This is a genomic window from Vibrio sp. S9_S30 (assembly GCF_014694455.1).
In the GTDB taxonomy this organism is placed as follows: domain Bacteria; phylum Pseudomonadota; class Gammaproteobacteria; order Enterobacterales; family Vibrionaceae; genus Vibrio.
This window is the reverse complement of record NZ_JAAUWT010000005.1, coordinates 116,352-136,358: the sequence shown is the minus strand read 5'-3', so window position 1 is coordinate 136,358 and position 20,007 is coordinate 116,352. Positions and strand designations below refer to the sequence as shown.

Sequence of the window (20,007 nt, the reverse complement as noted above, 5' to 3'; positions counted from 1 at the left end):
TGCTTCCAAATATTTTAATTAACTACACTTTTACTTCCAACACGACATATGTCGCAATGCCACCAAATCGGTCAAGGAATGGTCGTTTTTTCATACTGTTAATTCCTTTTAACGATTTTAATAAAAAAGCGGCATTTTCAATGTGCCACTATACTGGAACTAACAATTCAATGACAGGAAATTAACCTCACTTACACTCCGGTCATTCAACTAATTGTTAAAAATTTGAAGTTTGTACATAGAGGAAACCTCCCAATGCCTGCGCAAAAATTAACGCCAGCTCGAATTGCTCAAATTGTTCTCATGCTATTGATTTTAATAGCAGCATTTACTTGGCGTACACTTGATCAAGATCAAGGTAACATTGTCAAATGTATGGCTGAGACCTGTCGTTTCTCATTAAACAATCAGGCGTTCGAAATACATTTCGCCGATCATAACAACTATATTGTAGGCGACTCTGAACATTTTCGCGTATCCATTAATAACACTATTATTAATCCGGATATAAATACAAAAAACTGGATATTTAATGAACGTACTAAATACGATCACATTTTAATTACAAATAAACAGAATGGTGATTATGTGAAGATCATTCGTAAAGGAAAATAGGAGGCACTCTTTATTGAGCAAATGGTAATAAATAGGTGCGATGAGTGATTTATTGATGTATAAAACAACTTAAAACTTGTCACTTGTTTCATAGTCCCAAAAATGAAGTTGATTACTGCTTTTTCCCACCAAAGAGACGTACCAGAAGTGATTCAAGAGTTGAATTCGCGAATCCCATCGGAACTCAACCCATCTCTGGTGCTTTGTTATTTCACTGAAGAGTATTCAGCCGAAACATTGCGAATGGCTTTGTCAGCACGATTTCCAAACACACCTATTCAAGGCTGCACATCCTGTAAAGGAATACTCACTGAGGAAGGATTCCACCGAGGTCCCGTAGTTGGTATTATGTTGATTGAAGACAGCGCTTCTATCTCGGCTTACGGTACAGCGATTGCCGATACCACAGTTGAAAATGCGCTAAGCAGTACACAAGCGACACTGAGAAAGGCTATTGTAAACAGCGGCAGAGTAGGTGAGTTGCCTAATTTGATTATCCTGCACGCCACTCCCGGTTTTGAAGAATCTATTATTGACGCTATCCATCAAGAATTTGGTACGCTGGTTCCTTTAATTGGAGGCAGTGCAGCAGATAACGCGCTGAAAGGTAATTGGCAAATTTTCACGTCGCAAGGTATCTCTAATCAAGGGGTCTCTATTTCCGTCCTTTACCCCTCTTCGCCATGTGAAACTGGGTTTCATACTGGGTACTCCACAACGGGTATCAGTGGTGAGGTGACGAAAGTTGAGCACCGTTCGATTCTTGAAATAGATAGTCAACCGGCATTGGAGGTATATCAAAGTTGGTGCGCAACACTTGGCAACCATATTGTTGATGAAACCAGCTTATTTGCCACTACAAATCTTTACCCTCTCGGTAGAATTGTTGGCAGCGTTGACTACCAACCTATCTACAAACTCTCTCATCCAGTTAGGCGATCCGCTAATGGCGAAGGTATTGAGCTATTTACTGAAATAGCAATAGGTGAGCGCATCCATTTAATGACAGGCTCCAAAGAGCGTTTGATAAATAGGCCGGGGCGTGTCATTCAACTGACTGGTGACTCATGCATTGACATGGGAGAGCCGCTTGGGGCCATCAACATATTCTGTGCCGGATCAATGTTGCATATAGAGAGTGCAATGGACACTGTTTGTGAACAAGTACATTTAGCTTTGAAGAAACAACCGTTTATTTGCCCATTCACTTATGGTGAACAAGGTCGATTCGAAAACGCCATCAATGCTCACGGAAATTTAATGATTTCGTCGGTTGTATTCCATGAAAACAAGAGAGCCTAATGAACGCATTTGACAAAGAGCAACTGCAAGAAGCTCTTTTTGAACTTCAAAAAAGCAAAGAAAAAGAACAAAAACTCCTCGATGAGAACCGAGCTATCCTTGCTTCGCTCTCTTCGATGACCGGCGCAAGCAATAAACATCAAATCTTCAACGGATTATTGTGCGTACTTAGAAAGTACATCAAATTCGAAGACGCCATCGTACTATCTAGAAACTTGGGTGATTCCAATTTCCAAACATTATTAAGCACCAATAAAGTCTTTAAAGATAAGGTGTGGGCTAACGACGACAAATTTAACCGTGCCCTCTGCGGCGAAAGCATCATCGTCTATCAACCAGAATCTCTTCAACAATTTAAGCAGTTCAATTCCATATTAAAAAACCAAATTCAGTCCGTCCTGCTTATCGGGGTCGAGTCTGAAGCCAGCCAGTCCGTGATCTTGTTTATAGGCAAGCAAAAAGGGCAGTTCTGTATAAACTGTAAAGGGATTCTTGCACGCTTGCGACCTTTGATAGAACGGGCCGTCATAGATATTGATTATAAAGAGAAGCTTCAAACCCTCGTGGCAACACGAACCAATGAGTTAAAACAAAACCGAGAGCGTTTTCGAGATTTCGCCAGTAGTGTAGGGGATTGTCTATGGGAAACCGACGCTGATTTCCATCTCACCTACATCTCGCAGATTGACGCCATTAAAACAGACTTTCATAACAAAAAAATTTACGAACTTGTTCAAAGCAATGCAGCACTCACCCCTTTAATTTTAGCCATGAATACACGATCCCCTGTGCGGGATCTTGAATGGTGCTATGACCTTGAAAAAGGTGTCTGGCTAAGCATCAGTGGGGCTCCGTTATTCGATCTAGAAGGCGAGTTCTTTGGCTACAGAGGCACGATAAAAGACATATCGCAAAGTAAGAAAAGATACTTAGAGTTAAAACGTGCTCGAATGGAATCCGAAAAAGCCAACATCGCCAAGTCTCAATTTCTTGCAATGATGAGCCATGAAATTCGAACCCCTCTGAATGCTATTTTAGGTCTTATTGACGTCCAGCTTTCCAAGTGTTCCGATAAAAGCAATATCGATGTATTAAGAATGATGGAATCATCCGCAGAACTGCTGCTTGCCATCATCAGTGACGTCTTAGATCTATCAAAAATAGAGTCGGGGAGCTTTGACTTAGATACTAAGAACGTCAACATACGTGACATTGTCACTAGTAATCTTCAACATTACCAAGAGCTAGCAAATCAGAAATCGCTCTCGCTGAAAATAACCCTTGGTAAAGATTTACCTGAAGAAATCCATACAGACGCAACTCGATTGTCTCAAATCATGTTCAACTTAGTTGGGAATGCCGTTAAGTTCACCCATACTGGTGAAATTAACGTAGAAGTGACAACCCAAAATAGCCAAGCTTTGATCATTAAAGTCTCAGACACCGGAATCGGAATGGATGAAGCAGCAATCGAAAAGCTGTTCAAACCTTTTGTTCAGGCCGACAGTTCGATCACTCGCAAGTTTGGCGGTACAGGTCTTGGTTTAGCCATTTCAAAACAATTAGCTTTGCTTTTGGGCGGCGATATAAAAGTTTCGAGCACACCCAATAAGGGAAGTACGTTTACTGTCACACTGCCGATCGGTAGCATAAAAACTGATGAGAACATCGATAACAAACACAGTCATAGCAAAGTGCCACAAAAAAATTTGGAAGTGATGGTCGCCGAAGACAGCCCAGCAAACCAAATGGTCATCAAATTGATGTTATCGAATCTAGGGCATAAAGTGCACATCGTACCAAACGGTGTAAAAGCCATAGAGTTTGTTGAAACGAATCAAGAAAAACTCGACGTTATATTTATGGACATCTCCATGCCAGAAATGGACGGACTAGCGGCAACCAAAATTTTGCGAAAAAAAGGGGTGACGCTTCCAATCATTGCACTAACCGCGCACGCAATGACGACAGACAAAGACAAATGTCTAGAAGCAGGCATGGACAAATTTGTCGCCAAACCCATCCGAGCTAAAGACATACAAGAAATTTTAAAGGCGTACTCGTAAAGCCGTAAAGTAATTAGGTGGATTTAACTTCAGATACTTTATACTTGTATTTGTCCGGTAGAATACTCTTAGGAGATACCGATGAAAGCGTTACATGTCAGCTACATGGCGAAGACTCGAAATACGAACTTATCGTAACGCTAATAATCATGTCTTAATCTTTGATTAAATTAATGATTATTAGCTATTTTATGGTAAATAGGATTATGGTTAAATAGCACGAATTTCGGCAGTGCTACCACAAATACCACAAAGAAGAGGCGAAGATTTTACGCAGGCTTAAATCGTATTTAACATAATATAAATAATGCGCACCAAGGTATGTATTCCAGATACTAATATCCAGCTTGAGAAATTAAAAGTATTCTCATACATACGAGCTTTGAAACCCCTTAACCAATATACCTCTTATGAGTGACCAAGACATTGAACTAACATGACGTCGCTCGCCTAGAATATGCTTCACCGATCCAAGCCAAAACGAGTCAACAACGTTATCCTATTTGACTTTGAACGGAACGGATACAGTGAACATCATCTGAATTCGTGTGCGGATTATCACCGACGTTTAACTGCTAAACACTGCCTTGGCTGTATGACATGATGACTTCTTACATAAGCATTTTGTGCCAGTGGTTTTTTGTAGCGTGAGCCCTGTGGAGCCTTGCCGCAGACCAATTTTGCGACGTTGTAGAGGCGAATCAATATTTCGTATCCCATTTCTCCACAAGAAATAACAAAATCAACATTGATAGTTTTGCCATTGAATAATGGCTTAACTCATTGATGTAATTTACTTATTTCTTCATTTCATATTTTTTCAAAATTGGTGCAATATCTCATTTAAGAGAATATTAATCGGTAAAACTATTCACAATGTTTTGATAGGTTACGGGCAATTTTTATTAGGCTGCCTCTTCTCTTTATATAAAGGGTAAAGACTGTTTTACCTTGCTGACTTAAGCATAAATAATTTGAGCGCAAGGGTATCTATGAGGAGCGTTTTCAATTCGCCTGTCTTCAATGGATCAATTCAGATATGGATGCTTCAATTCATCACCACAAACTCTCTGCTAAAAGCGATCATGTGTCTTTGCCGTGGCTACAACAGTTCGAGCTAATTACGCGTCAGTTTCCCAGTCATCAAGCCATTTTAAACCCTTCAGGGGACTCATTTAGCTATCAAGAATTGGATAACAAAGCGAATCAACTCGCAAACTATTTGCAAGGTGTTCTCGGGAAGTTGCCTACAGGGAATACGAGTCAAGTTGTCGCCGTATGTTTTTCTAGAGTTAACATAGATGTTGCAACCGCGTTTTTAGCGGTTCTTAAACTGGGTGCGGCAATTCATTTCGTCGAGCCGAAACTGGGACTAGAAGTTAACAACAAACGTTTAAGAAAAATCGCCCCTACTCTCATTCTCCTTGACGAAGACAATGCTCATCTCTCCCAAGGTATGGATGAATTTGAAACACTCGTGCTGAGCGAGCATCAGCACAATATTGATAACACCGCTAAAACACGTATTGCCGCGGTAGGATCTCGTAGCAACGCTTGCGTATTCTGTAGTTCAGGGACAACGGGGGAACCTAAAGTGATAGCGATGCCAATGCTTCCACTATCGAACCTCACTCGCTCTGCCAGCGAGGAGCTTCATTTGTGCCCTGAAAGCCGTCTAATACAACTTTCTCGACGTAACTTTGATGCCGTCGTTAATGAATTAGCAATATCTCTAGGAAACGGTGCATGTTTAGTGTTGATAGATGAGCAAACCATGTTTTGCCATCAAGGCTTTGTGAAGTTTATCGAAGAACAACAAGTGTCACATATGACAATCACACCGTCACACGTTAACCATTTGCTTCAAACTCATGAAGGTAACCCGGCGCGTATTTTCGCCCCCTTGAATACTGTAATGTTGGTTGGTGAGGCATTTAGTGACGATCTTCCCCCTCGCCTTGCAAAAGCGGGCGTATCTCGCGTAGTTAATGGATATGGTCCATCAGAAGCCGGCATTTGGGTAATGAGCTCGGTACTTTTCGATTCAGGATTATCGAAAGAAATTTTACCAACTACCCTTGGCAAGCCGGTTCGAGGGGTCGATGTTCGTGTTATGAGGCTGTGTACAATCACGGGCAACTGGCAACTATGCGGAACAGGCGAAAAAGGTGAGTTATTAGTTAGCAATCGACTTCAAAACGTGTATAAAGATCAGAAAAACAACCAAAGCCGATACCTGTATATCCCCGATCCTCTCACCGATAATATTGAGTGCTTTTACCGAACAGGCGATATTGTCGAGATTTCCAATGAGAATGAACTGATCTTTGTTGGTCGGCAGGATAATCAAATCAAGATTGCTGGGCAGCTTGTCGTTACCGATGAAGTGGCGAACCAATTAAAAGAAGCTTGTGCCTTCCTTTTTAGTACTCGTCACATCGACATCCACATAGATGTGGAGCGGAACTCACAAGGTACCCCCGTTTCATTAACGGCATACCACACCGCAGAAACCCCGCAAGATGCTGATAGAATCGCTTGTGAGCTCAGCCGATATTTAACGAAACAGCTTCCCTCTTATATGCTCCCTAAGCGTTATGCTTGGTTGGAGCGCTTCCCGATAAAAGTGGGTGGGAAGTTAGATACGGTTTTAATCAAATCAAATGCTCAGGATTCCAAACGTGTTCAGATGGCTCAAACGGCACCGCAAACCGTTACGCAATTAGGTATCGCGAGTATTTGGCAGCATATTCTTTCAATGAGTGCTCCCGTTTATCTGGAACATAGCTTTACGGATTTAGGCGGTAGTTCACTACAATTGTTATCCATGCTATCGGAAGTGAATCGAGAGTTTACTATCCAAATTAAATCGGACACGCTCATGCATAACGATACGCTGCTGAGTTTATCAACTGCGGTTGAACGCGCTATAAGTAACCCGCAACCCGAAGCATTATTAGCACCTTCTGAAATCAACTCTCTGATTGAGATGAAATCATCTGACAGCGATGAACATCTGTTCTTGGTGCATCCAGGAGATGGTCACGTGCAGGTGTACCAAAAGATGGTGCCATTACTTCCAGAAACTTTGAATGTCTATGGATTGAGAGCACCCGGTGCTGAAGCAGGAGAAGAAATCGCTCGACTCTCTGTGCCAGACTATGCACAACGCTACGCAGATCTAATAATGAAGCAACAACCACAGGGTGACGTATTCATTATGGGGTATTGTGCAGGAGCACCAATTTCCATAGAAATAGCTCGTATTTTAGAAAAATCAGATAGAAAAGTGGGGATGCTCGCCCTAGTCGATTTACCGAATGGGTATCACCTGCGAGAGAACACTGACATTGCTCAAGGGCTCTCTACCTTTTTCAAACAAATGTACAGCTTAGACATTTCAGCAGAGCAACTTAGAGAGCACAAGGATCCCGAAGCACAATTCGAACTCTTATTCGAACATGCGATGCAGCAAGGGAAAGTGACTCAAAACGACAAAGTTCAAATTCGTAATGCGTTAAATGGCGTTATGTATGAACCAGAGCAAGAAGACTCTGTTGAAACTTTGCATCTTTTCTTCAAATACGCGTTTAAGTTAGACATCCCAACCCAAAAGTTACGTAGACTTCACAACCAGATGGATAGGCTCAACTACATCGTGGGCAAAGGACAATTAAAGGGCATCTTTCCCCCTGCTCTAACCAGTGACTATTTCGCTCGATTATTGGCTATGGAAAATACGACAAAAGATGCCGTCCATGGGTACATACCAACTCCTTTAAGTATTCAAGGCAAAATTCTTTACTTGCATGCTCAGCCTAGCGTTGAAAACCCAATGGCGTGGTACCCTAACCCACAAACCTGGGCTCCTTACCTTAAAGATATGGAAGTACAAAAGCTGAGTGGCGATCATTACTCTATTGTTAGAGAGGATAAGGACATGAAAGGGTTAATTCAATCTATGTCACCTTACATCGCTGCATCTTAAGAATTGCCAATATATAACGGTAATTGAAATGAAAAGACGGTGGCCACACCATCGTCTCTTCACTGTATTTGCAAATCACATAAGCACAGCACACCTACCAAGTTTTACCATTCCTACGTTTACCTAGCATTGAATCAAGACAGTCATATTCTACAAATTGGCAGTGTGCGTATGAGGCTTATGCATTGATCGATATCTTTCTCAGTTCACAGTATTTTTCGAAATATTGGTATCAGATGAGAACAAGAGTTGTAACTAGATGAAAGATATATATTTTTATGAGATCAATATCCAATATTGGTTAATAATGGTTTACACACAAATGTAATCGATTGCATTATTACCACGACCTCACACCTTTGCTTGCTGCACTGGGGTTAAGGAGCCTTTTTAAGGCTCCTTTTTGCTATCTGGACGGTTATTTCAAGAAGGCTTAATTTTAGTAGGTAAACTGAATCTTATAGGCTGTTGAAGTCAAAACTGTTTAAGACGTTGGTTGAGTTATATTTACATTCAATTTAGTTATAGTGCGTTAATCAATACCATTGATATATTGCGCCCTTAGCTTAGGGATGTGACTACTCTGAAACGTGAATCCTAATCAGTTTTTCGGGTACGTGGTATTTGAATCGCATCCCTTTCTTAATACCTCGCCTTCCCAACTTGCATATCTTTCTATCTCCGGTATAGCTCACTCTTTTGATATAGGCATATTTGCCTTTATGTTCCATTTCAATCATGTAGTTGCAATAGCCTTGTAGTGGCTTCTTGTAATTTCGTATTACTTTTTCAACTTTTGCTTTTATTTTAGCGGCAACGTTGTTGGTTTGTGAATCATCGGCATAAACAGGTGTGACAAGGCAGCTTACTAGCAACAATATTCTCAGGTTCATCACTCTCCCCTTTTGCGTTGGTTAAAAATTAACGCTTAAAATGGTTATTGACCTAATGAATAGAGTGATTTTTACGACCTAAATCTAACTGTATTTGAAGGAATTAAGCCTATGGAGAGGGATTTGAACCAAGCCAAAACGGCTTGGTGCTTAGGTGAGAGACAATACAAAACGTTACGCAGATTTTTTTGATGAGTCGTGCTTAAAACCTTGATGGGGAAATACGTTCCTAATTCGTTGTTGAACTTTATTCGGTATATTTTTGCTAAAGGTCAGCCTTGCACCATTACGAGTTGAGTAAACTTTTACAACACCAGAAAATGGCATTTTATGACCAATTTCTAGGCAGTTATGTTTAAAGCCCGCGGGGAAATGACCTTTAAATGTAGCTATCTCGCCATCTCTAAACTCAGCTTTGAGTTTTGGGCGGTCAACGCCAATTAACCAAAATATTACAACGGCAGCGACCAACAAAAGCCACAACATGTTTATCTCCTTGATATCAACCCGACAATAACTTACTTAAATCTTCTTTTAGGCTATTTACCGTTTTGCTCGCTTTTTCACTGCGAGATGCCTCACTTAACAAATATTCAATCGCATCAGACAGCGTACAGCCTAATTCATTCGCACGCCCGGACAGTTTTTCCCATACGCGGTAATCAAGATCAATGGACTTCTTTTTGGTATAAACTTGCTCAGCATTGAAGTGACGTTTTCGCTTAGCTCGTATCGCCTGCTTCATCTTATTGTCGAGCTCAGAAGACATGTGTCGATCGATCCATTCCAGAACAAATGTTGGTTCATGCTCTATACGTTTCAACTGCTCAACGGCTTGATCTGCCTCGCTAGAATCGAGATGTTTCGTGATCGATTCACCATCCTTCCATTTCTTGATGAGGTACTGCCACTTCCAACCACACTCAAGGTTATCAAGCTGTTGATATTTCATGAACCTGTCCTTAATTTAAACTCGTGTTACAGCGTAACCCAGTTCCTAATGAATTACAATCTTCTAGCGATCACACTTTTATTAATTTGAATTGGCATTCTTCTGTATCTCGAGCTGGGGAATTTTTATATACTTTGGCTCTTTTGAAATTTATGAAAAGCAGAAAATGCAGCAAACTTGGCAGAAAGCCACCCCACAATACGACAACTATAAATCGCTGTTCAAACAGTTTGAGACATTAGACTCACGCTCTTTTTTAACAATGCAGCCTCGCTTCTCTTCTGCTTTAGCCCGTTTTGATAAACTTAGCAATTTAACTCGTGTCCTTCTAGTTAATGGTCCAGACAACGCGATTTATCGCCAAATATTGGTTCGTTCGTTTCAAGAATTACAACAGTCTGGAGATTTCGATTGCAAACCCGTCCTAAAAACAGAAACAGTCGATCCAAAGGCAATTTTTGGCTCTTTTGAGTCCATAAACGGAGAAATCTCGCGCGTAAATGAAGGTTTGCTATATCAAGCGCATGGTGGATACCTATTGGTTTCGGCAAATCTTTTGCTTGCAAACCCTTCGAGTTGGCTGAAATTAAAATCGGCACTCTTGGGAGAAGCATTTAGCTTAGTCCCTTGTGCTTCAAAGTATTTGCCAAATGAAACTCCAGAACGCATTGTTGACGTTAAGCTAATAGTGCTTGGCGACAGGACCCAAATGGGTGATTTGGATTACATGGACGCAGATATGGGAAGTGATTTCTGCATGTTTTCCGAGTTAGAACCTGAATGCCGTATAGATAACGGCTCGCTAGAAAAGTATCTGGGCTATGTCAAGTACTTAATATCACTCTATTCTCTCCCTTCTCTAAGCCCTTCAGGAATACAGGAGCTACTCCGAGCGGGTGCCCGCGAATGTGAAGACCAACAGTTTTTCCCACTAAGCCCACTTTGGCATAATAGACTTATCAGCGAAGCTGCTATCGAATCCGATTCAGGCATCATTGAAGGTGTTCATATTAAAGCCGCGTTAGCATCAAAATATTTTTCCGAATCTTATCTACCTAAACGCGCACTTGAAGATATTCTCGATGGTCAGGTCGTTATTGAAACTGAGGGTGAACAAATTGGGCAAGTCAACGGGCTAACCGTCGTTGACATTGCAGGTCACCCTACATCTTACGGCGAACCTGCGCGCATTTCATGTGTTATGCACTTTGGCGATGGCGACATTTTGGATGTAGAACGCAAAGCAGATTTAGCTGGTAACATCCATGCCAAAGGTATGATGATCATGCAAGCGTTTGTAAGCAGAGCGTTGGATCTTGAGGAACCTTTGCCATACTCTGCGTCGATTGTGTTTGAACAGTCTTACTGCGAAACAGACGGAGACAGCGCTTCGCTGGCGCAACTGTGCTCTTTTTTAAGTGCGCTTTCAGAAGTCCCTATAAACCAGCAAATCGCTGTGACAGGTGCCGTTGATCAATTTGGTCGCGTACAGGCCGTAGGCGGGTTGAATGAAAAAATTGAAGGTTTCTATAACGTATGCGCTCACCAAGGTCTGACTGGCGGACAAGGCGTTATTTTACCGCTTACAAACCTTAAACATCTTGTTTTAAAGGATGAGCTTGTGGACGCGATTAAAGAGAATAAATTCCATATTTGGACCGTTGAATCGGTTGATCAAGCCTTACCATTATTGACTGGTAAGGAATTCAGAGGTGACGGTGAAGACACAATATTGGCAAAAATCATTGAAAGATTGGAAAATTTTGAAAAGCCAGAGCAAGGTAATCGTTTGATTGATCGAATAAAACAGTGGTTCGACCATAACTGATCCGACTTGTTTAGCGTACACCTGTTCACTAAGATGCCTCTACGTATTTTTGGAGTAATAAATAATGCAAAATAAACGTGAATCGTATAATCGCGAAGAACTTCTAGCTTCTAGCCGCGGCGAGCTGTTTGGTCCTAACGGTCCTCAACTTCCTGCCCCAAACATGCTCATGATGGATCGCATCACTAAGATGTCTGAAACCGAAGGCGAATATGGTAAAGGACGTATTGAAGCAGAACTAGATATTACTCCTGATCTCTGGTTCTTTGACTGCCACTTTCCTGGCGACCCAGTTATGCCTGGTTGTCTTGGTCTAGACGCAATGTGGCAGCTAGTTGGTTTCTACCTCGGTTGGGTTGGTGGCGAAGGCAAGGGTCGTGCTCTTGGCGTCGGTGAAGTGAAGTTCACCGGTCAAATTCTTCCAACGGCGAAAAAAGTGACCTACCAAATTGATATGAAGCGTGTTGTAAACCGCAGGCTGGTAATGGGCTTAGCGGATGGTCGAGTTCTGGTAGACGGAAAGGAAATCTATGTCGCGAAAGATCTGAAAGTTGGTCTTTTCCAAGACACCTCTTCTTTCTAAGATTGACGTTTGATTTTTCGAATACAGTGGCTGCCCCACTGTATTTTTTTCGTCAAAAAATTTAGTTATAGTGCATTAAGACTCATTAAAAAGACCCCAAAATGTGGGGTCTATAAAGAGTAAAGTGTATGGGTGGATAAATTTATTTGTAGAGACCAGCTTGTTTGTCATCTCTGGCATCACGCCAACCGCCTAGCCAATACGATTTCGCGTCCATCTGCTGATAAGGGCAAGCCTCCTGAGATCTACCGTTCAGACCCGCTTTATATCCCTGAGATTGAGCTCTTTCAAGGCGATCACGCTTCTGTCTCTTCATAGTACAGTCCTCATACAATGTAATTCGTTATATTACTACTATTACTGTTGCGTGGAGTTTTTATGACTCCGTTAATAAGAATTGTACAATCCGCCGCGATCCTCAAGGTTCAAAAAAGGCACGGATCCATTTTTGTGAACCCATGCCCAGTATTAACAATATTTTTATTTACGGCGGAAACTAATCAGTGATAAGGCTGCCAGCATAAGGATCCCTAGCCCTGCACCATTACGTTCTACAGGATCTTTATCCGCCGAACGTGGCTGAATATTTGCAGCTGTCGCACCATTTTTAGGCGTAAGCTTAACAGAAACAAGCTTTTCCGTACCACGACACGACGCATTGTGACTCGTCGTTTTATAGCCACCAACGCACATCATTGCAGAAGCAGAAATGATGCCAGCGTTGTTGATGTCGTTTGCATCAATGATCCTGAACTGGTTATTGTGACCTGAAACCGATCCATCGTTAGTAAGATCATCAAGCCACCAAGCTTTGCTTTGGAAAATATCCCCACGATTATCTGCAATGCTTCCTGCGTTGTATGGGTAGATAAAGCCACGCTTACGTCGGATCTTACCATCCACCTCACGAACATTTTCAGCATCGATACGACCTACGATTTCATTAAAATCGTTCACGGCGCGCATGTCCCCACCAGAACCAGCAAAGAAGATGCCTTCGGTTAAGTAAGTGGCGGTAGGGTTACTAGTAGAAGCATTCGCAACCCACAAACGATTGTTTAATGCCCCCTCTTCTACAGGCACATCTGTTCGGCTACGCTTGTAATCGTAATTACCACGCTTGGTGGAACCAATAACCAGCATATTCTGATTAATGTCTGTCGCAATGGAACTGTGATAGATGTACCCATCAGGGTTCAACGTTGTGCCACTGATTGGTTTCGTTGTCCAACCGTCTATTTCATCAGCATTGAACGTCGGTAAAAATATCGCGGCTTCCGGGAGCATGTCTGACGAGTTTTTACGATTGTAGAAACCAACTAGCACCGGTTTATATGAATTGTTAGGGTCAACTGCTGCTGCTCTAACACTCGCTTGGCTTGATTGGTTACCACTGGACGCATCCGTAACTTTAGTGACGTTCACCGAAGAAGCATTGGTTACGTCCCACATCACCGCTTGATTATTAAAACGAAGATTTTGGCATTGAGATCGCGTATGCGGGTCAGATACCGTATCGCAATTCGACTTATCACCGTAGATAGAAAATGCAGACGAACCGACGACATATGTCTTGCCGTTATATTCAAATGAGTCGAATGCCCGAGTCACGCCCATTGTATCCAGTGGCTGGGATGTCACTATAGGCTCAAGCACGGTAGAGCCATAGAATCCTCTGCTCTTATATTGGCGAGCATAATTACTTGAACCAGTATGAAGATAGCCACTACTTGAATTACCGATAGGCGTCTCACCATCAAAGCTGTTCACCACAACTTCATTCGTGCCAGAAATATATCCCGGGACTTCAGAAATCAACGGACCACTGGATAAAAATGCTTTGGTATTGTTATTCTCCGCAGAGAATGGCGTCGACCACGTAAAGGAGTTCAAGACGCGTTGGCTACCGCCAGAACCGTTCGTTCCGTAGAAAAAGCGATCAGCCCATGCATCACAAGTGTTATAGCGTAAATTGTAATCGCAATATTTACGATATTCACTACGACTGTTTGCTTGATCAACAAACCGAAAGCGGTTATCAAAAAGAAAATCCATTTCATCATTGAGCCACTGACCTGATTCACCAAGCCGCCCTCTTGAAGCAACAATAGGATTCGCGTTGTTACTCACACAGTCTTCTGCGAAGCAGTTAGTCACACCTGTGGATTCGCTGATCGCTGAGCCAAAATTCTCATTCTCTGAGCTGCTAACAACTTCAATACTGTATAACGCGGCATGAGCAGTTGTTGAACCTATGATCAGTGACGTTATTGCCGAAAGTTTAAATACTCTATTACGACTCATAGTTAATTCTTATTCCTGTTGCATTGCTTCAAGCTCTTCCCAGCGCTCAAAAGCAATTTCTAATTCCTGTTCCGCAGCGGATAACTTATCCAATACAGATTGCGTAGTATCGACCGGTTGCGAGAAAAATTCCGGATCATTTATCTGCGCCTGAAAATCTTCAATCTTTTGCTCTAAGTCTTCTAACCGTTGCGGTAACGTTTCAAGCTCTCGCTGTAGCTTATACGATAACTTCTTAGGCTTGGGGCGATCGGCTGATTTTTTGGGACTTTCCTCAACCTGTTTCTCATCTTTAACCTTCGCACCACTGCCCTCAGTTGGTTGTGCTGCTGATCTTAAAGACCTAGCTTGAGCTCTTTGCTGCTGCGCGTCATGATAGCCACCAACAAATTCCTCTATCCGACCATTGCCTTCAAAAATCCAGCTTGTCATGACGGTATTGTCTACAAACTCTCTATCGTGACTGACTAACAGCAAAGTACCCTGATAGTTGGCAAGCAATTCTTCCAAAAGTTCCAGAGTTTCAATATCCAAATCGTTGGTTGGTTCATCGAGCACCAATAAATTATTGGGCCGAAGGAAAATACGGGCCAGCAGAAGACGGTTTTTCTCTCCACCAGACAACGCTTTAACGGGAGTTCGAGCTCGTTTAGGAGAAAAAAGGAAATCTTGGAGGTAACTCAATGCGTGACGCTGACGACCACCTACCATAACCTCTTGTTTACCATCCGCTAGATTATCGATAACGGATTTCTCTGGATCCAAAATTTCTCGGTACTGATCAAAATAAGCCACTTCGAGCTTCGTTCCACAATGAAGCTTGCCGGAATCCGGCTCAAGCGTCCCTAAAAGCAGTTTTAATACCGTACTTTTGCCACACCCATTTGGACCAATCAACGCAATTCGATCGCCGCGCATAATGTTAAAGGTGAAGTCATCAACAATGGTATTGCCTTCAAAACCAAAGTGAACGTTTTTAGCTTCAAAAACGATCTTCCCTGAACGCGACGCCTCATCTATTTGAATATTCGCTTTGCCTTGCACTTCCCGACGCTCGCTTCTTTCCCTTCGCAATGCTTTTAAGGCTCTTACGCGCCCTTCATTACGAGTGCGTCGAGCTTTAATGCCTTGGCGAATCCAAACTTCTTCCTGAGCGAGCTTTTTGTCGAATTCCGCGTTTTGCATCTCTTCTACGCGAAGCATTTCTTCTTTTTCAACCAGATAATTTTCATAGTCACCTGGGAAACTGGCCAGCTGACCCCGATCCAAGTCGACAATTCGCGTTGCCATGGATTTAATGAACGCTCTGTCGTGCGAGATAAAAATGATGGAGCCACGGAAGTCTTTCAGGAAGCCTTCTAGCCATTCGATGGTTGTTACATCTAAGTGGTTGGTCGGTTCATCGAGCAGCAAGACGTCAGGCTCGCAGACCAATGCTCTAGCTAGGGCTGCTTTTCGTTGCCACCCCCCAGATAAATTGGAAAGGAGCGTATGTCCGTCCAATTTTAAAGCGTCCAAAACATTCTTAATTCGGTCTTCAAATCGCCAAGCACCAGTATGCTCAAGTTGCTCTTGCGTCGCTGCAAGCTTATTTATATTTTTTTCGCTTGGGTCGACAGCAACGAGATCAAGAAGATCTTGATAGATCTTAAGTTGCTCACCCGCGCCCGATAAACCTTCAGAAACGTAATCGAAAACTGTGCCAGATTCATTACGCGGCGGATCTTGTTCTAATCGAGAAACAACAACGTCTTGGGTGACTTGCATTTTGCCGTCGTCCAGAACGACTTCACCCGCCAGAATCTTCATGAGTGTCGATTTGCCAGCACCGTTACGTCCAACTAAACAAACACGTTCATTTTCCTGAAGTACAAAATCTGCGCGATCAAGCAATGGGTGATCACCGAACGCAAGTTGTCCATTATGAATGGTAATTAATGCCATGTTTCTCTAACCATTGTTGTAATTCTTGTAAATCGAAAGGCCACCCCAATTCTGAAGGCTCTGAACCTGCAATCGCAACAACTGGAATTGTGACCCCGTAACGTTTATATAGGTTGTCGTCAAATGCAATATCAACAACTTCGACGTGTTCAGTCACGCCAGCCTGCCCTAACAAGCCATATGCCATCTCACATAAATGGCACCCTTCTGTACTGTAGAGAGTTATCACACCCTTATCCTTGATGAGTGACGATCCAGCAATTATGGATTTGCTTGTTACGCGCAAAGTCCTGAGGCAACGTCTGAGAAGAAATATTCTCTGCTTGTAACCCAAGCTCAGCCAGCGCGTCTAAATCCATTTTAAAATGCCGTTTATTGTTAGAAAAGACAATAGTGCCGTTACCGCGTAACAGCCTTTTTAAATGTTTCATTAACTGAACGTGATCACGTTGTACATCGAAAGACTGCTCCATACGCTTAGAGTTCGAAAACGTTGGAGGATCGATAAAGATAAGATCAAATTCACCAGTTGCTTGCTCTAGCCATTGAAGGCAGTCAGCTTGAATAAATTGATGCTCATTCCCAGAGATACCATTGATAGCCAAGTTTTCTTGAGCCCATTCTAGGTAAGTTTTGGACATGTCTACCGTGGTTGTCGATTTAGCACCACCGCAAGCGGCATGCACTGTCGCAGAACCTGTGTAAGCAAATAAGTTAAGAAAATCTTTACCGCCTGCGAGCTGGCCAAGCTTTCGACGTGTCAACTTGTGATCGAGGAATAAACCAGTATCTAGGTAGTCGTGAAGATTCACTAAAAGATCCACGCCGTATTCCGTTACCTGCATGAACTCAGAATTTTGACTGAGTTTTTGGTACTGGCTATTTCCTTTCTTCTTCTCACGCACCTTAAGTACAACATTATTCGCTTCAACGCCTGTTACCTGAATAGTAGCGCGGATAATATCGGTCAATCTGCGTTTGGTTTTTTCTTCAGGTATATTTTTAGGTGCTGCATATTCCTGAATAACAATATGATCTTGGTAAATATCGATTGCCGCGTTGTATTCAGGTAGATCCGCATCGTATACACGGTAACAATCTAATTTCTCTTTTCTCGCCCACTTACTCAGTTTGGTTAAATTCTTCTTCAGACGATTCGAAAAAGCAGGGGCAACCGAAGATTCTTGTTTCGTCTCTTGATTCGATTCAGACGCAGGAGCGTGACTTCTTTCACTGATATTGTAATTCTTCTGGTGACATTGTAACGCACCATTAGACAGCTTAAACTGTTTCTCAGCGCGCATGCGTAAACATGCCAACAATTCATCAGAAGAAGAGAAAATAGACGCCTGGCAGCCACCAAATTCGGCTTTTAATTGTGCTCCGAATGCAGTGTATAATGCGATGAGACCTGGTTGTGTTCCTAAACGCTCGCCGTAAGGAGGGTTTGAAACAACAACGCCGCCATCAAAGTCTTCAGGGCGTTTAACCTGCGCAGCGTCCTCTTTCGCAAAACGAATCAGTGATTCAACACCCGCTCGTTTAGCATTTTCACGGGCAGTCTTCAGAACGCGTGCATCGTTATCAAATCCATAAAACTTAGATTCAACCTTTTTAACACCCTTACGTGCTTGTACATTGGCTTCAGACTTAATCTCTGCCCATGTTTCTGGCTCGAAATCAGAAAGTGACTCAAGACACCAATACTTACGATTAACGCCAGGTGCAATATTGGCTGCCATCATCGCTGCTTCAATCAATAAAGTACCTGAACCACACATAGGGTCGAGTAAGTTATTCCCCTTCTGCCAGCCACAGCGTGAAATAATCGCCGCTGCCAGTGTCTCACGAAGTGGCGCTTTACCTGCTTCGGTTCGGTAACCTCGGTGGTGCAGTCCAGAACCAACCATATCAAAGCCTATCAATGCTTTGTCCTTATAAAGGCGTACGTGCACACGCAGATCTGGATGATCTTTCTGGATCGACGGTCGAGGAAGGTTCTTTTTATTAAATGAGTCAACGATGCCGTCTTTGACTTTCAAAGCACCGTATTGGCTATTGCGAATTTCTCGGTTTGTACCATTGAAGTCCACTACGAACGTTTTACTGCTAGTAAAATGCGATGACCAGTTAATCGCCGTAACCGATAAGTACAAATCCATATCATCCTGACAATTGAATTCGGAAAGGATACGAACGAAACGTGATGCCAACCTACTCCACATACATATTCTGTAGATTTGCTCGTTGGTCGCCTTAAATTTTACCCCTGCCTGAACTGGTTTTGGGTCTTCAATCCCCAAATTTTTCAATTCTTCTGCAAGTAGGTTTTCAAGTCCGTTGGAAGTAACGGCTAAATACTGATTCATACTGGTCTTTTGGTAACAAAAATGAGCTCGATTATACCTGAGCGAGAAGCACAAACCGAACCCAATCTTTCCAAAGATTAATCTCAACAGTCTAAGTGAACAATTTTCAATCGATTTTTTCGTTCCTCTCAAGAAATGGCTCCCCATTTGGTCAGTAAGTACTTAGTGACAATATTTGTGACGCTTTTAAAGGACTTAAAGCGATAGTGCATACTTATTCAATCTAAATTTGGTATATACCAGACTGAAATATTGGCGGTAATAAAGCCTCATTTGAGGCTAAAACGGGAATTTTTTTGCTTCAGGAGCAGGAATTTGTGTAAAAGCTGCCGTTCAAATAAGTACACTTTTTATATGACGACGCTCAAATTTCTCATAACTGATATTGGCGATAGCGGGATGAGATAAATAAATGCAAGATAGTTTGATGGTTTGGAGACAAAAAAAGAGCTATTGGCGATGCCAACAGCTCGAAGGAACGATTTCATTAGGGTGTAAAAACGCTTACTAGCCTACCAGAGCTATCGGCGCATAGTTGTCAAATGCTTCTGCCCTAGCAATACGATCATGCATCACTTTGACAGACTGACAAAAACTGAGGGATTTTGATGCAGTAAGTTGAAAACCTTCTAACTCCACTGATGTACATACGCTGGCGTTATCGCACACTTCAACAACAACGAACAAGCCGCTATTTAGCTCATTCTTTAGATAAACCAATTCACCTTGCACGGGGTTATGCCCTTCGCCCTGATGGTCAAAGAACCAACTTTTAGGTTGGACTGGCTTATGATAACGGTGTGTGGCAACACAATTGAGTACAAGTTGAGCCTGTCTTGGCTCAGTAAGAGGAAGAGTTTGTATGGATTCCTTAAATTGCTGGAATGCGGATGCATCATCGACAGAAAACTCGCTATCTTTGAATGCGCAATCCACTAAAAACTTTTGAGGAATTTCTACTTTAAAAGCCATGCCTTCATCAAGCCCTAATACTAGGGCGCTTACTTCTTTATCAAAGTACCACTTCCAGTTGTCGCTTGGTTTCAACATGTTCCGTCTCTTCAATCTTCATAGTGATCAGTAAATTAGCCGTCAATTCACTGAACCAAAATCCACTTACTCATTTATTCTACAAAGCGATCGACAAAAAAAAAGGGGAAAAG

At 42.3% G+C, this 20,007-nt stretch carries 15 protein-coding genes; 6 read left to right on the top strand and 9 right to left on the bottom strand.

Annotated features, from left to right (window positions below; genetic code table 11):
- Nucleotides 1-255: 255 nt before the first annotated feature.
- From HC752_RS07770 to HC752_RS07755, 4 genes are all read left to right on the top strand, one after another.
- Complete coding sequence (locus tag HC752_RS07770; protein ID WP_190334569.1) at nucleotides 256-615, top strand: hypothetical protein; 360 nt, start codon at nucleotides 256-258, stop codon at nucleotides 613-615.
- A 102-nt stretch (nucleotides 616-717) separates the two neighbouring features.
- Nucleotides 718-1,917: an FIST signal transduction protein gene (locus HC752_RS07765; protein WP_190334568.1), complete on the top strand. Its 1,200-nt coding sequence runs from the start codon at nucleotides 718-720 to the stop codon at nucleotides 1,915-1,917.
- Nucleotides 1,917-3,983 (top strand): PAS domain-containing hybrid sensor histidine kinase/response regulator, encoded by a 2,067-nt coding sequence (locus tag HC752_RS07760; RefSeq protein WP_190334567.1) that lies wholly within the window; start codon nucleotides 1,917-1,919, stop codon nucleotides 3,981-3,983. The genes HC752_RS07765 and HC752_RS07760 overlap by 1 nt, the downstream gene beginning before the upstream one ends.
- Before the next feature lie 1,039 nt (nucleotides 3,984-5,022).
- The gene (locus tag HC752_RS07755; protein WP_190334566.1) at nucleotides 5,023-7,971 is read left to right on the top strand and encodes a non-ribosomal peptide synthetase; all 2,949 of its coding nucleotides are present in this window, start codon (nucleotides 5,023-5,025) and stop codon (nucleotides 7,969-7,971) included.
- A 578-nt stretch (nucleotides 7,972-8,549) separates the two neighbouring features.
- On the opposite strand, the gene HC752_RS07750 is transcribed toward HC752_RS07755, so the two are convergent.
- From HC752_RS07750 to matP, 3 genes are all read right to left on the bottom strand, one after another.
- Complete coding sequence (locus tag HC752_RS07750; RefSeq protein WP_190334565.1) at nucleotides 8,550-8,864, bottom strand: hypothetical protein; 315 nt, start codon at nucleotides 8,862-8,864, stop codon at nucleotides 8,550-8,552.
- Nucleotides 8,865-9,038: 174 nt separating this feature from the next.
- Nucleotides 9,039-9,350 carry a DUF3634 family protein gene (locus tag HC752_RS07745; RefSeq protein ID WP_190334564.1) on the bottom strand — a complete coding sequence of 104 codons (312 nt, stop codon included), beginning with the start codon at nucleotides 9,348-9,350 and terminating at the stop codon, nucleotides 9,039-9,041.
- A 16-nt stretch (nucleotides 9,351-9,366) separates the two neighbouring features.
- Nucleotides 9,367-9,816, bottom strand: coding sequence for a macrodomain Ter protein MatP (gene matP, locus HC752_RS07740; protein ID WP_190334563.1), 450 nt, complete (start codon nucleotides 9,814-9,816; stop codon nucleotides 9,367-9,369).
- 166 nt (nucleotides 9,817-9,982) lie between these two features.
- On the opposite strand from matP, the gene HC752_RS07735 reads away from it, so the two are divergent.
- Nucleotides 9,983-11,644 carry an AAA family ATPase gene (locus HC752_RS07735; RefSeq protein WP_190334562.1) on the top strand — a complete coding sequence of 554 codons (1,662 nt, stop codon included), beginning with the start codon at nucleotides 9,983-9,985 and terminating at the stop codon, nucleotides 11,642-11,644.
- A 64-nt stretch (nucleotides 11,645-11,708) separates the two neighbouring features.
- Nucleotides 11,709-12,227: a bifunctional 3-hydroxydecanoyl-ACP dehydratase/trans-2-decenoyl-ACP isomerase gene (gene fabA, locus HC752_RS07730; protein WP_104399798.1), complete on the top strand. Its 519-nt coding sequence runs from the start codon at nucleotides 11,709-11,711 to the stop codon at nucleotides 12,225-12,227.
- A 142-nt stretch (nucleotides 12,228-12,369) separates the two neighbouring features.
- Here the strand turns inward: fabA and rmf are convergent, their stop codons facing one another.
- The 6 genes from rmf to HC752_RS07700 form a co-directional block, all read right to left on the bottom strand.
- Nucleotides 12,370-12,543, bottom strand: coding sequence for a ribosome modulation factor (rmf, locus tag HC752_RS07725; RefSeq protein ID WP_004409177.1), 174 nt, complete (start codon nucleotides 12,541-12,543; stop codon nucleotides 12,370-12,372).
- A 164-nt stretch (nucleotides 12,544-12,707) separates the two neighbouring features.
- A complete protein-coding gene (locus HC752_RS07720) occupies nucleotides 12,708-14,531 on the bottom strand; it encodes a DUF3466 family protein (protein ID WP_190334561.1) in 1,824 nt (607 codons plus the stop codon).
- Between the two features lie 9 nt (nucleotides 14,532-14,540).
- A complete protein-coding gene (locus HC752_RS07715) occupies nucleotides 14,541-16,475 on the bottom strand; it encodes an ABC transporter ATP-binding protein (RefSeq protein ID WP_190334560.1) in 1,935 nt (644 codons plus the stop codon).
- On the bottom strand, nucleotides 16,453-16,704 hold the full coding sequence (locus HC752_RS07710; RefSeq protein ID WP_190334559.1) for a glutaredoxin family protein: 252 nt from the start codon (nucleotides 16,702-16,704) through the stop codon (nucleotides 16,453-16,455). The genes HC752_RS07715 and HC752_RS07710 overlap by 23 nt, the downstream gene beginning before the upstream one ends.
- A gap of 4 nt (nucleotides 16,705-16,708) precedes the next feature.
- The gene (rlmKL, locus tag HC752_RS07705; RefSeq protein ID WP_190334558.1) at nucleotides 16,709-18,844 is read right to left on the bottom strand and encodes a bifunctional 23S rRNA (guanine(2069)-N(7))-methyltransferase RlmK/23S rRNA (guanine(2445)-N(2))-methyltransferase RlmL; all 2,136 of its coding nucleotides are present in this window, start codon (nucleotides 18,842-18,844) and stop codon (nucleotides 16,709-16,711) included.
- A gap of 507 nt (nucleotides 18,845-19,351) precedes the next feature.
- Complete coding sequence (locus HC752_RS07700) at nucleotides 19,352-19,894, bottom strand: cell division protein ZapC (RefSeq protein ID WP_190334557.1); 543 nt, start codon at nucleotides 19,892-19,894, stop codon at nucleotides 19,352-19,354.
- Between the last annotated feature and the right edge of the window lie 113 nt (nucleotides 19,895-20,007).

Excerpts from the sequence above, each read along its gene's own strand:
- HC752_RS07770 (WP_190334569.1), top strand. The coding sequence starts at position 256 with ATGCCTGCGCAAAAATTAACGCCAGCTCGAATTGCTCAAATTGTTCTC.
- HC752_RS07765 (WP_190334568.1), top strand. The coding sequence starts at position 718 with ATGAAGTTGATTACTGCTTTTTCCCACCAAAGAGACGTACCAGAAGTG.
- HC752_RS07760 (WP_190334567.1), top strand. The coding sequence starts at position 1,917 with ATGAACGCATTTGACAAAGAGCAACTGCAAGAAGCTCTTTTTGAACTT.
- HC752_RS07755 (WP_190334566.1), top strand. The coding sequence starts at position 5,023 with ATGGATGCTTCAATTCATCACCACAAACTCTCTGCTAAAAGCGATCAT.
- HC752_RS07750 (WP_190334565.1), bottom strand. The coding sequence starts at position 8,864 with ATGAACCTGAGAATATTGTTGCTAGTAAGCTGCCTTGTCACACCTGTT.
- HC752_RS07745 (WP_190334564.1), bottom strand. The coding sequence starts at position 9,350 with ATGTTGTGGCTTTTGTTGGTCGCTGCCGTTGTAATATTTTGGTTAATT.
- matP (WP_190334563.1), bottom strand. The coding sequence starts at position 9,816 with ATGAAATATCAACAGCTTGATAACCTTGAGTGTGGTTGGAAGTGGCAG.
- HC752_RS07735 (WP_190334562.1), top strand. The coding sequence starts at position 9,983 with ATGCAGCAAACTTGGCAGAAAGCCACCCCACAATACGACAACTATAAA.
- fabA (WP_104399798.1), top strand. The coding sequence starts at position 11,709 with ATGCAAAATAAACGTGAATCGTATAATCGCGAAGAACTTCTAGCTTCT.
- rmf (WP_004409177.1), bottom strand. The coding sequence starts at position 12,543 with ATGAAGAGACAGAAGCGTGATCGCCTTGAAAGAGCTCAATCTCAGGGA.
- HC752_RS07720 (WP_190334561.1), bottom strand. The coding sequence starts at position 14,531 with ATGAGTCGTAATAGAGTATTTAAACTTTCGGCAATAACGTCACTGATC.
- HC752_RS07715 (WP_190334560.1), bottom strand. The coding sequence starts at position 16,475 with ATGGCATTAATTACCATTCATAATGGACAACTTGCGTTCGGTGATCAC.
- rlmKL (WP_190334558.1), bottom strand. The coding sequence starts at position 18,844 with ATGAATCAGTATTTAGCCGTTACTTCCAACGGACTTGAAAACCTACTT.
- HC752_RS07700 (WP_190334557.1), bottom strand. The coding sequence starts at position 19,894 with ATGTTGAAACCAAGCGACAACTGGAAGTGGTACTTTGATAAAGAAGTA.